The organism is Marinospirillum sp. (assembly GCF_035271045.1).
Taxonomy (GTDB): Bacteria; Pseudomonadota; Gammaproteobacteria; order Pseudomonadales; family Halomonadaceae; genus Marinospirillum.
On the sequence record NZ_DATESC010000015.1, the window covers coordinates 92,934 to 105,057 of the forward strand.

General features: G+C 42.7%; 14 protein-coding genes and 1 other RNA gene. 4 read left to right on the forward strand and 11 right to left on the reverse strand.

The genetic code is table 11. The features are described from left to right. Positions 1-22: 22 nt before the first annotated feature. Both rnpB and rsmI read right to left on the reverse strand, forming a co-directional pair. Positions 23-387: RNase P RNA component class A (gene rnpB / locus VJY63_RS05985), an RNA gene on the reverse strand. Between the two features lie 34 nt (positions 388-421). Further along, the gene (gene rsmI / locus VJY63_RS05990; RefSeq protein WP_324049012.1) at positions 422-1,363 is read right to left on the reverse strand and encodes a 16S rRNA (cytidine(1402)-2'-O)-methyltransferase; all 942 of its coding nucleotides are present in this window, start codon (positions 1,361-1,363) and stop codon (positions 422-424) included. Positions 1,364-1,379: 16 nt separating this feature from the next. On the opposite strand from rsmI, the gene VJY63_RS05995 reads away from it, so the two are divergent. Genes VJY63_RS05995 through VJY63_RS06005 form a run of 3 tightly spaced genes read left to right on the forward strand, consistent with a single transcriptional unit; the run spans position 1,380 to position 4,276 of the window. Next, the gene (locus VJY63_RS05995; RefSeq protein WP_324049014.1) at positions 1,380-3,254 is read left to right on the forward strand and encodes a penicillin-binding protein activator; all 1,875 of its coding nucleotides are present in this window, start codon (positions 1,380-1,382) and stop codon (positions 3,252-3,254) included. 5 nt (positions 3,255-3,259) lie between these two features. Beyond that, positions 3,260-3,652 carry a YraN family protein gene (locus VJY63_RS06000; protein ID WP_324049017.1) on the forward strand — a complete coding sequence of 131 codons (393 nt, stop codon included), beginning with the start codon at positions 3,260-3,262 and terminating at the stop codon, positions 3,650-3,652. A 33-nt stretch (positions 3,653-3,685) separates the two neighbouring features. Continuing rightward, positions 3,686-4,276, forward strand: a complete 591-nt coding sequence (locus tag VJY63_RS06005) for a phosphoheptose isomerase (RefSeq protein WP_324049019.1) — start codon at positions 3,686-3,688, stop codon at positions 4,274-4,276. Positions 4,277-4,289: 13 nt separating this feature from the next. Here VJY63_RS06005 and VJY63_RS06010 read toward each other — a convergent pair whose 3' ends face one another. From VJY63_RS06010 to zapE, 8 genes are all read right to left on the reverse strand, one after another. Further along, positions 4,290-4,727 (reverse strand): ClpXP protease specificity-enhancing factor, encoded by a 438-nt coding sequence (locus VJY63_RS06010; RefSeq protein WP_324049022.1) that lies wholly within the window; start codon positions 4,725-4,727, stop codon positions 4,290-4,292. A 12-nt stretch (positions 4,728-4,739) separates the two neighbouring features. Then, a complete protein-coding gene (locus tag VJY63_RS06015; RefSeq protein ID WP_324049024.1) occupies positions 4,740-5,366 on the reverse strand; it encodes a glutathione S-transferase N-terminal domain-containing protein in 627 nt (208 codons plus the stop codon). A 134-nt stretch (positions 5,367-5,500) separates the two neighbouring features. Continuing rightward, positions 5,501-6,268 (reverse strand): cytochrome c1, encoded by a 768-nt coding sequence (locus tag VJY63_RS06020; RefSeq protein WP_324049026.1) that lies wholly within the window; start codon positions 6,266-6,268, stop codon positions 5,501-5,503. Further along, on the reverse strand, positions 6,268-7,524 hold the full coding sequence (locus VJY63_RS06025; RefSeq protein ID WP_324049028.1) for a cytochrome bc complex cytochrome b subunit: 1,257 nt from the start codon (positions 7,522-7,524) through the stop codon (positions 6,268-6,270). Before VJY63_RS06025 ends, VJY63_RS06020 begins: the two co-directional genes overlap by 1 nt. Then, positions 7,524-8,120: a ubiquinol-cytochrome c reductase iron-sulfur subunit gene (gene petA, locus VJY63_RS06030; protein WP_324049032.1), complete on the reverse strand. Its 597-nt coding sequence runs from the start codon at positions 8,118-8,120 to the stop codon at positions 7,524-7,526. The genes VJY63_RS06025 and petA overlap by 1 nt, the downstream gene beginning before the upstream one ends. Before the next feature lie 246 nt (positions 8,121-8,366). Then, positions 8,367-8,759 carry a 30S ribosomal protein S9 gene (rpsI, locus tag VJY63_RS06035; RefSeq protein ID WP_324049034.1) on the reverse strand — a complete coding sequence of 131 codons (393 nt, stop codon included), beginning with the start codon at positions 8,757-8,759 and terminating at the stop codon, positions 8,367-8,369. A 12-nt stretch (positions 8,760-8,771) separates the two neighbouring features. Next, positions 8,772-9,203: a 50S ribosomal protein L13 gene (gene rplM / locus VJY63_RS06040; RefSeq protein ID WP_324049036.1), complete on the reverse strand. Its 432-nt coding sequence runs from the start codon at positions 9,201-9,203 to the stop codon at positions 8,772-8,774. Positions 9,204-9,392: 189 nt separating this feature from the next. Continuing rightward, the gene (zapE, locus tag VJY63_RS06045) at positions 9,393-10,487 is read right to left on the reverse strand and encodes a cell division protein ZapE (protein WP_324049038.1); all 1,095 of its coding nucleotides are present in this window, start codon (positions 10,485-10,487) and stop codon (positions 9,393-9,395) included. A 210-nt stretch (positions 10,488-10,697) separates the two neighbouring features. Here zapE and VJY63_RS06050 point away from each other — a divergent pair, with 210 nt between their 5' ends. Next, the gene (locus tag VJY63_RS06050; RefSeq protein ID WP_324049041.1) at positions 10,698-11,231 is read left to right on the forward strand and encodes a YhcB family protein; all 534 of its coding nucleotides are present in this window, start codon (positions 10,698-10,700) and stop codon (positions 11,229-11,231) included. 108 nt (positions 11,232-11,339) lie between these two features. On the opposite strand, the gene VJY63_RS06055 is transcribed toward VJY63_RS06050, so the two are convergent. Continuing rightward, positions 11,340-12,098, reverse strand: a complete 759-nt coding sequence (locus tag VJY63_RS06055; protein WP_324049042.1) for a Nif3-like dinuclear metal center hexameric protein — start codon at positions 12,096-12,098, stop codon at positions 11,340-11,342. Between the last annotated feature and the right edge of the window lie 26 nt (positions 12,099-12,124).

The window sequence follows — 12,124 nt, forward strand, 5'->3', positions numbered from 1 at the left end:
CTCAAGAATAAACAAAAATAAGGGCGGAAGCCGGCCTGTAAGCCGGGTTTTGTCGTGAACAGTCATTCCTCTAGGCCTTGAATCACTCCAAGGCTCAAGCGACCTACCCGAATCCAGCGCGGGCCACGCCTAATGGATTCCTATTTGGTCTTGCTCCAGGTGGGGTTTACCCTGCCACGGCGTGTTACCACCCGCGCGGTGCGCTCTTACCGCACCTTTTCACCCTTACCTGTGAAGCCTTCCTAAAAAGGCAACCATCGGCGGTCTATTCTCTGCGGCACTTTCCGTAGGCTTGCGCCTCCCAGGCGTTACCTGGCACCTTGCCCTGTGGAGCCCGGACTTTCCTCCCCCACCGTAAACAGTGGCGGCGACTGTCCAGCCGACTTCCGCTGCGAAAGGATATAGACAAACGGTCTTCTACTCAAGCTTTGCTATCAAATCCACTGTCTAACATCCACTGATATAAATCTTTCTTTTTTACGCCAGTCATACGTGCCACCAAAGCACTGGCCTTGGACGGTGGCATCGCATCTTTTAATTCTTGCAGCCAACGACACGCTTCAACCCAAGCCACATCGGGTGCTTGACCGGTAAAACCTTCAACCAACAGCACAAACTCACCTTTTTGTTGATTGGGATCAGCCGTTACTTTTGCTAATAACTCAGTCAAACTGGTGGTTAAATAAGTTTCGAAATGTTTGGTTATTTCTCTAGCCAAACAAGCTTGGCGTTCACCACCTAGCGTATTAATCATGCTTTGCAAGCTAGCTAAAATCCGGTGCGGTGATTCATAAAAAATCAAAGTGCCCTGTTGCTGCGCCAAATTTTGTAAGGCTTGAGTACGGGCTTGTTCTTTGGCTGGTAAAAATCCAGCAAAAAAGAAACGGTCAGTTGGCAAACCAGACACACTTAAAGCAGCAATTAAGGCGCTAACACCTGGCACCGGCAAAACATCAAAACCGGCTTTACGCACACTGGCTACCAAGGTATAGCCTGGGTCAGAAATTAACGGTGTACCCGCATCAGAAATAAGCGCTATCGACTTACCCCGACCTAACAAGGTTATAATCTGTTCAGCGCGTGAGTTTTCATTGTGGTCATGCAAAGAAATCAGGCGATTTTTAATTTGATAATGGTCTAATAAACGGCCGCTGTGACGGGTGTCTTCCGCTGCAATTAAATCTACCTGCTGTAGAATAAGCAGCGCTCTGGCAGTTATATCGTCAAGATTACCAATGGGCGTAGCAACAACATACAAGGTGGCATTTTTTTTGCTATGCTCTGCTGCATTATTTGCTGCATCAATGGATGAAGAATTCGTTAGTTCTATAGTTGGCTCAATTACTGGGGTTTTACAAGTCATGAAAGGATCAACCAGAGTGACATTAAAATTATCAGCCTATCCGCCTCACTTCAGGCAGTCAGGCTTCTATCGGCTAGGTGTATTATGTTTACTGCTGCTAATGCTGGTTGGTTGTTCAGGTAAAACAAAAGAAACACCAATTCAACAAATAGTCATTAACGAACGGTCGGTTAATGCTAACCCTGAAATTGAAACTCAGCTAGCAAGACTTGAAACAGCGATTAGGTTAACACAGCAGCAAAGGTATCAAGAAAGCTTAGACTTACTGCAAACGCTGCAAACGTCTTTACTGCCGATTAATCACCACTGGCAAGCATTACAAGTTGCCGCCATTAGCAGCCTTGCTTTAGATGATGGCTGGCTAGCTTTGCGCCTGATTGATCGCTTTATCCAACAACTGCCTAATTTAAATCAGCAACAGCAATACTTATTCTTTGGCTATAAAGCCGACGCGTTTATGTTGACTGGATTTTATAGCAACGCTTTACAGCAGCGTCATAATCAAGCCTTAATTACCCAGGATAAAAATCAGCAGCAAGTCGCTTATCAAGCTTTATGGCTTAATTTACTAAAAATGAATGGCGAAACACTGCGCGATTTACAAGAAAAAGAAAATCAGCCTTTATTGCTAGGCTGGCTTGAATTAGCGTTGGTTAGGCAAATGATAACCGAACAACCTGAGCTATTTATAAGCCGCTTAAAAGCTTGGCACAAGACTTGGCCATACCACCCAGCACAAACCTTTATGCCGGAGGAAATAGAGCTTTTAACTAAGCTTAGTCAACAACAAGTACAGCACTTGGGCGTTTTTTTACCCGAAGGTGGCGCTATGGCAGATTCCGCCAATGCCTTACGTGATGCGCTCATTGCTCGACAGCTAGATGCGCTTAACAAAGGTTATCCGGCCCCTAAAATCACTTTTTATAATGCGGAAAGTGCGCTACTTGATGACCTTTATAATCAAGCTAAAAAAGATGGCGTAGAAGTCGTCATTGGCCCGCTGGCTAAAGCACAAGTAGATCTGTTAGAAAGGCGTTCCAATTTGCCTTTACCCACGCTAGCACTTAACTATGGCAATGATGAAAAGTTTCGTAATAAAAGCCTGTACCAATTTGGCTTATCGGCTGAAAATGAAGCCGAACAAATTGCGCTTAAAGCTTGGCAAAATGGTTTTCGTCGCGCCTTAGTATTAACACCTGAAAGTAATTGGGGCACACGCATAGAACAAAGCTTTATAGATACTTGGCAAAAACTAGGCGGTGAAATTACGCATTCACGCCAATATGGTAAAACGCTAACCTTAGATAAATCACTTAGAGAACTATTAGAGGTGCAGCTGAGCGAACAAAGGCATCGACGCATTATTAACTTATTAGGTAAACGTCCACATTTTTCACCTAGACCCAGAGAAGATAGCGACTTCTTATTTATTCATGCAACATCCGCTGATGCACGACAAATAAAACCGGCGCTAAGCTTTTTAAGGGCTTCAAACTTACCCGTATTAGCCACTTCTTCGGTTTACAGCGGTGCCAGTGATCCTAGCCGTGATAAAGACATGGATGGTATTATTTTTTGTGACATCCCTTGGTATTTAGAAGAAGGTAACACGCTTGAACAAACCGTTAGGCAAGCTTGGCCCGATAAAATGGTCAACTATGGCAGGCTTTATGCGATGGGCGCTGATGCTTATTTGCTTGCACAGCGCTTACCTTTATTGAATGCTTTGCCTGAAATTCGTATCGACGGTGCGACTGGGCGTTTAAGCCAAACCAATCGGCGCATTAAACGCGAGTTACAATGGGCACAGTTTAATAAAGGCAAAGTGGAGTCTTTAACAGCAGATGCGTTCGACAAGCAACAGCTAGTCGACCAAATAACCTCGGACTAGCAGCCATGATAGCAAAACCTGCTGCAACACCCATTAAAGCACCAACCGATAAACAACGCATTGGACAAGCAGCTGAAGATGCCGCTGCAGTGTTATTACAGCAGCAGGGCTTGCAACTGATTGAACGCAACTTTAGCTGTAAAATGGGTGAGATTGATCTTATTTTACAAGACTCAGCACAACTGGTTTTTGTTGAAGTGCGCTTTAGAAAAAACCAGCTATTTGGTGGCGCTGCCGCTAGCGTTAATTTAGCCAAACAAAAAAAACTACAAAAAACAGCGTATTTTTATATGAACCGTTGGCAACAACTACCGGCTTGCCGTTTTGATGTGCTGGCGATGACTTTTGATAGCAACCAGCAGATTATCTGTGAAAATTGGATTAAAAATGCATTCTGATTATTTTCAGCACTTTATTAACTGGGAGTTAATATGAGTTTTAACGATAGAATTTTGCAACACTTCCACACCAGCATAGACACCAAAGTACAAGCCAGTGAAGTTTTACCTAAACCAATAGAACAGGCTAGCCGTATGATGGTAGAAGCCATGTTAAATGACGGTAAAGTGCTTAGTTGTGGTAATGGCGGTTCAGCAGGTGATGCACAACATTTTTCTTCAGAAATGCTTAACCGTTTTGAACGTGAAAGACCCGGTTTGCCCGCGATGGCACTGACGACTGATACATCAACACTAACCTCGATTGCCAATGACTACAGTTATAATGAAATTTTTTCTAAGCAAATTAGAGCGTTAGGTCAGCCAGGCGATATATTGTTAGCAATTTCAACCAGTGGCAATTCAGCCAACGTAGTACAGGCAATACAAGCAGCACATGAACGTGATATGCGCGTTGTGGCTTTAACGGGTAAGGACGGCGGGGACATGGCAGCACTTTTAAGTGCTAATGATTGTGAAATCAGAGTGCCATCAACAGTCACAGCACGCATCCAAGAGGTTCATCTATTAGTCATTCATTGTTTATGTGACTTAATTGATGAACAACTCTTTGGCGGCCACTAACCAACAGTGAGCATTACTTTATTACTTTAAGGTGAGTAATTTTTTTACTGGCCATCTTATCAACAGTTTTAGTGTCTAAAGCCGAGGTATCCTTAGCTTTAGGCATTTTAACCAATGCATCGGCTTCAACAGCTAAGCTAGGCTCTTGGCCAAACACCATGCCTTGGCTGTTTTCACGCGCATAAATAGCAACCACAGCACTAACAGGCACAAGAATCTGCCTAGAAGCACCACCAAAGCGAGCACTAAAAGTAACCTCTTCATCACCCATCAGCAAGTTGCGACAAGCATCGGGCGATATATTCAAGACTAGCTGCCCATTTTCGATATGAGACGAAGGTACTTCAACACCAGGCATATTAGTGTTAATAACAATGTGCGGTGTTAAGTTATTATCTAGTAACCATTCATAAATGGCTCTCAATAAATAAGGACGGCTAGAAGCAGACATGAGGACTCCTTATTAACGCATTTCGCGTTCGACTTCAGAAAGGCTATCGATAAAACCATCTCGACTGAAGCAACGCTCCATATATTCCAATAAAGGCTTAACTTGTTTTTCTGGTAACTCTATACCTAAGTGCTTTAAACGCCACAAAATAGGTAATACACAACAGTCAACCAAACTAAACTCATCACTCATAAAAAAAGGACGGTCAGTAAAAATAGGTGCAACACCAATAATACTTTCCCGTAATTCTTTACGCGCTTTGTCAGCTTTTTTACCTGTAGGCTCGTGAGTTAGCAACTCAACTAAGGGGCTCCACTCTTTTTCTATGCGATAAACCCACAAGCGACTTTGTGCACGCGCAACAGGATAAACCGGCAATAAAGGTGGGTGAGGAAATCGCTCATCCAGATATTCCATCATCACTTTAGACTCATAAAGTACTAAGTCACGATCAAGCAAAGTTGGAAGGCTGTTATAGGGATTAAGATCCGCTAGTTCTTCTGGCTTATTATTAGGATTGATCTCTAATAAATCAACAGTAACGCCTTTTTCAGCTAGAACGATACGTACACGATGGCTGTAGTGATCTTCACTATCCGAAAAAAAGGTCATGGAAGAACGCTTGGTAGCAACGCTCATTAATAAATCCTCGTTATACATTCAGCCAACTACTATAACGCTTATAGGCCTGAAATAGCAAAAGGCGCACAGCTAGCCGCACGCCTTTTGCCTACTTTTACATCATTTTACACACATTAATCATAATAAATGGATCAATGTTTGATATCACGCCAGTATTCTTTCTTCAATAAGTAAGCAAAGAAGAAGAAGATAGCAATGAAAATCAATACTTTAGGTGCTATAGCATTAGCTTGATACTTGCTTGGTTCAGCGACATAGACCATAAAGTTAGTTAGGTCATAAACTGCCTTATCGAACTCAGCAGGTGAAAGGCTGCCCGGTGTAACTTCTTTAAAGCAATCACGCGGGTTAGCTATCTTGCCTTTTAAAGGGTCGATCGTTTCAGCACTAATGGCATTAGGGTCACAAGCTAAGCGGTTAACGCCTTGCAAATCGGCTAATACATGAGGCATACCCACGTCAGGAAACGCGGTATTATTGACACCCCAAGGCTTTTCACTGTCTAAGTAAAAACCACGTAAGAAAGTGTAAATGTACTCAGGACTTTTTAAACGCGCCATCAAGCTTAAATCGGGTGGTGGCGTACCAAACCAAACCGTTGAATTGGCTTTAGTCATAGAGATACGCATTTGATCGTTATAAGCAGTCTGTGGGTTTAAAATTAAATTTTGCTCTATCACATCTTGAGGAATGCCTAAATCTTCCGCCGTACGTGCAAAACGCTGGTATTCAGCTGAGTGGCAACCCATGCAATAGTTAACAAATAAACGCGCACCATTGTGTAGGGACTCAAAATTATACAGGTCTGGAGTTATTGCATCCAGTTTTGCTGTAGGGCCTGCAGCCATTGAAAGGGCAGGCACCAGCGCAAATAAAACTGCTAGTAGTTGCTTTTTCATTAACCTGTCACTCTGTCTGGAACTGGTTTACATTTTTCAATTCTGGTGTAAAAAGGCATCAGAATGAAAACCAAGAAGTAAATTGCAGTACAAATTTGAGCAAGTAAAGTGTAAAGCGGTGTTGAAGGCAATACACCTAACACACCCAAAACCACAAAACTAATACAGAAAAGTACTAAAGCCACTTTACTCATCCAACCTTTGTAACGAATAGAGCGAACCGGACTACGATCTAACCACGGCAATACAAATAAAATTGCAATGGCCGCACCCATAAAGAGTACACCTAAAAATTTAGCATCTAAACCAAAGATCGAGAAGGTAATCGCACGCAAAATTGCATAGAAAGGTGTGAAATACCAAACAGGTGCAATGTGATTAGGTGTTTTTAGCGGGTTAGCAGGTTCAAAGTTAGGCGCTTCAATAAAGTAACCACCCATTTCTGGGAAGTAAAACACAATCAAAACAAACACAAACAAGAATACTGCAACACCAACAATGTCTTTCACAGTGTAATAAGGATGGAAAGGAATACCGTCTAAAGGTACGCCGTTTTTATCCAAGTCTTTTTTAATTTCTACGCCATCTGGGTTGTTAGAACCCACTTCGTGCAGTGCAAGAATGTGTAGTACAACCAATGCAATGATAACGATAGGCAATGCAGCAACGTGTAGCGCAAAGAAGCGGTTTAGCGTAATACCAGAAATCAGGTAATCACCACGAATCCACTGAGCTAAATCACCACCAATAACAGGAATGGCACCAAACAAAGAGATAATAACCTGAGCACCCCAGTAAGACATTTGTCCCCAAGGTAGTAGGTAGCCCATAAAGGCTTCAGCCATCAATGCTAGGTAAATCGCCATACCAAAAATCCAAATTAATTCACGAGGTTTTTGGTAAGAACCGTACATCATACCGCGCAACATATGCAGGTAAACGACGATAAAGAAAGCAGAAGCACCCGTTGAGTGCATATAACGAATAAGCCAACCCATTTCAACATCACGCATGATGTATTCCATGGAAGCAAACGCACCTTCAGCAGAAGGGTTGTAGCTCATGGTTAGCCAAATGCCGGTTAAAATTTGGTTAACCAGCGCTAACAAAGCTAGCGAACCAAAGAAATACCAGAAGTTAAAGTTTTTAGGCGCATAGTATTTGCTTAGGTGATCTTCCCACATAGCAGTAGCGGGGAAACGATCATCAATCCAACCCATAAGGCCTGGATTACCTTTGTTACGGTGACCAGCCATTATGCATTCTCCTCATCAACACCAATAACGATTGAATAATCATCAATGTAACTGTGGGGGGGGACTTCAAGGTTTGTTGGTGCTGGTTGGCTACGCAAAACACGACCAGACAAGTCAAAGCGTGAACCGTGGCAAGGACAAAAGAAACCACCCAACCAATCAGCACCTAAATCTGCAGGTGCAACTTCAGGACGGAAGGTAGGTGAACAACCTAAGTGCGTACAAATACCAATAACTATAGCAAACTCAGGCTTAATTGAACGCCCACGGTTTTTAGCATAGCTTGGCTGTTGACTCGTAACATCCGAGTTAGGATCCGCTAAACGACTTTCAACTGTTTCTAAATTTTTCAACATTTCAGGGGTACGACGGATAATCCAGACGGGTTTACCACGCCACTCAACCGTCATTTGCTGCCCAGCTTCTAATTTTGAAATATCAGCCCGAGACGGTGCACCTGCTGCACGCGCCTTAGCACTGGGATTCCACGAGGCAACGAAAGGTACTACAACCCCGACTGCGCCCACCGCCCCGACGACGGATGTCGCAGCAACGAGGAAGCGTCGCCGCCCCTTGTTTACGCCATCATTACTCATTTAAGGTTCTCCCCATCGACAAAACTTCATCCAAGTGATAAACGACACCTGAACCATTTTTTAAATATGGTTAATCTTAAAAAAAAGCGCTCACTAACACAAGAAAGGAAACCTTATAAACACTAGTGATTTAGTGGTAGAACTTTTTTTAAAATACTTAATAAAATTTTTATTATTACAAAAAAAAACGCCCAACCTACAGCGGCCAGGCGTTTCTTTGGTTGGCCGTAGCCAAAACTCCGAGTCTTAACGCTTGGAGTATTGCGGACGCTTACGCGCTTTACGCAGACCGACCTTCTTACGTTCAACCATACGCGCATCACGGGTTACATAACCAGCAGTACGTAAAGCGGCACGTAAAGATTCATCATAATCCATTAGCGCACGGGTAATACCGTGGCGAATTGCCCCAGCCTGACCGCTTGAACCACCACCAGCAACCGTGATAAACAAATCAAACTTAGTAACATTGTCAGTTAGCTCAAGTGGTTGCAAAACAATCATTTGTGCCGTTTCACGACAAAAATAGTCTTGCAGGCTAGAACCATTGATAGAAATTTTACCACTGCCTGGCGTTAAGAAAACACGAGCAGTAGAGGTTTTGCGACGGCCGGTGCCGTAGTTTTGATTAGCAGACATGACGACCTTCCGTTAAATGTTCAGAGCTTGTGGTTGCTGAGCAGCGTGCGGATGTTCCGCGCCGGCGTAAACTTTTAGCTTAGCAAACATAGCACGACCTAAAGGACCTTTAGGTAACATACCTTTTACAGCACCTTCAATAACACGCTCAGGCGCATGAGCAATCAGTTTTTCAAAGGACATTTCTTTAATGCCGCCAGGGAAACCTGTGTGACGGTAGTAAATTTTACCCTTAGCTTTGTTGCCTGTTACACGTACTTTTTCAGCGTTAACGATAACTAGGTAGTCACCAGTATCAACGTGAGGTGTGTATTCAGGTTTGTGCTTACCGCGTAGGCGACGTGCTAGCTCAGTGGCTAGACGACCTAGCGTTTTATCCGTGGCGTCTACCACGAACCAATCGCGTTTAACGCTTTCTGGCTTTGCAGAAACAGTAGTCTTCATTATTACTCTCTACCTTAAAGTAGCTACCTTAGTAGGATCTTCACGACTTGACGTGTCCTTAACACTTCAGATCGCACTGATCATTACCTATTTTTATTAGTTACTAACAAAAGCTGCTTAGTAACGTGTTGCCTTAGATTTAACAACCTTCTAAGGAGCGCGGATTTTATACTATTTCCAACCCTTCGTCTAGGGTTTATGCTCTCTGGCTAAATACTCATGCGATTGCATTTCTAGCAAACGGCTTTTAGTTCGAGCAATTTCAAAAGCTAAGTTACCACCCGTGTAAATATCATCAATAGCTTTCTCAGCAGAAATAATCACTTTCACATTTCGGTCATAAAACTCATCAATCAAATTGATAAAGCGTCGGGTTTGATCATCCTTTTCCACACCTAACTGCGGTACATCCGACAAAAGCACCGTATGGAATATTTTTGATAATTCAATGTAGTCATATTGACTACGTGGGCCATCACAAAGCGCATCAAAATCAAACCAAGCCACACCATCGTGTAAACGCAGCGCCGTTATTTGGCGATTATTAATATTAACAGGCACATTGCACCGACCTTCTACCATTACCATGGATTCAAAACTACGGTTTAAACTTAGTGTTGCTTCAGAATCTAAAGGAAAGTGATAAATTTCTGCTTGAGTTAGGCTACGCAAACGGTAATCCACACCGCTATCAACATTCACAACGTCAGTAAATTGTTTAAGTAAATCAATCGCCGGTAAAAAACGCGAGCGCTGCAAACCATTTAAGTAAAGGTCATCAGGCACAATATTAGAGGTTGTAACTAACACAACACCCTCGTTAAACAAAGCGTCCATTAAATTACCCAAAATCATCGCATCGGTAATGTCTTTAACAAAAAACTCATCAAGACAAAGTACACGAATTTCTGTCGCCAACTGTTTAGCCACTAATTTTAGTGGATTTGCTTGGCCATCGTATTTCCTAAGGTCAGCGTGAACACGCTGCATAAAACGGTGAAAGTGATTACGCATTTTTTGCTCAAACGGCAAGCAATCATAAAAAGTATCGACTAAATAAGTTTTACCACGCCCCACACCACCCCAAAAATACAAGCCTTTAATAATGGGTTGATTAGCCTTCTTTTTAACTAAGCGTGATAAAAAACCTTTACTTGGCACTTGCTCGATATTGACTAAATCATCGTGTAAGCGTTGCAGGTGTTCAACAGCCTGCTTTTGGGCTGGATCAGATTTAAAGTCATCCCGTTTAAGGTCTTGCAGATAACGCTCCATAGGAGTCATGAATTTTTATCCTTATCATTCTAGTCAAGTGGTTAATTATAAAATTTGCCGATTATACGCCTGCAACAAGCCCTAACCAAAGCCCGTAAAAGCAATTAACCTTATTAAGCTAGCTTGCAAGGCTTGACCTTCACTGACATCTGACCGATATAATGCTTAAATTAAAACGCTAGGGCGGTGCTTACTCGCCTCTTATTTAAGGAGCTACACATGAGTTTTGCTGATATCCAATGGATTTATATCCTTACATCCTTTCTTGTTGGCGGAGTCATTGGGGCTTTGCTTTATCGCTTAATGCATACAGGCGGCACACAAAGCACTAAAATCCGCCATCAGTTAACCCAGCGCGAACAAGAGCTAAGCCAAGTTCGTGAAAATCTTAACGACCATTTTTCAAGAACGGCCATCAACCTTTCTTCACTGACTAAACAACTGCAAAGTATGGAAGAACAATTAACATCAGACGCAAGCCTTTTGTGTAGTGATGAAAGTCTTATTAAGCGTTTAGCAACTCAATCGACCGATCAATCGCAACTTGCTAACCAAGAACTGGACAGCCAGAAAATTAATAGCCATCAACCACCTAAAGACTATGCCTCAAACAAAGGCAGAGGCACGCTTGCTGAAACCTTTCAGCAAAACAGTTTTGAACCACCTAGAGACTATGCAGCCGATAAAACTGGCGGCACTTTAGCAGAAGATTTTGGCTTAAAGCCTGAAGTGTTTGATCCAACAAAAAAATAGATTGCAACCTTACATTAAAAAAGCAAAGTGGAAAAAAACTAAAGAAGCCTCTCCATTATTCGACTCAAACAAGTTAGATTCAGAGGCTTTTTTATTTCAAAATACAACTTAAACCGGATTATGTAGGTCAATAAACTGGCATTCTACCGACCATTGCCTAGCAATCCATTCACCCAAAGCCTTTACACCATAGCGTTCAGTGGCATGATGACCCGCTGCAAAATAATCAATGCCCAATTCTTGTGCCGCATGAAGCGTTTGCTCGCTTACTTCACCACTAATAAAAGCATCCACACCCAATTCAGCCGCACGATAAATCCCACCTTCAGCCGAACCTGTACACCAAGCCAAGGTTTTAATCGGACGCTGATGACCGGCTAGGTGTAACGGTGACTGTCCTAATTTAGCGGCTAAATCTTTAGCCAAGGCAGCAGCCATTAAAGGCTGGGCTAATTCGCCAACCAAACCAAGCAGCCAACTGGGGGAATCCATAATACCCGTTATTTGCCAACCCATCACTTGGGCCAACTGCTGATTATTACCCAACACTGGGTGGGCATCTAATGGCAGGTGATAAGCAATCAAACTGATATTATGGCGCATCAATGCTGCCACTCGCTTGCCTTTTATACCCGTTAATGGCGCTGCTTCACCTTTCCAAAAGTAGCCATGATGCACTAATAAAGCATCGGCTTTGCAGGCAATGGCTTGGTCGATTAAGGCTTGTGATGCTGTAACGCCAGTCACAATTTTATTAATGTTGCGACTGGCTTCTACCTGCAAACCATTCGGGCAATAATCTTTAAAATTGTCTACCTTTAAATGTGCATCTAATGCAGCAACCAGTTCTAATAATTCAATGGTCATATTGGCTCCAAAATATAAGTAATAAT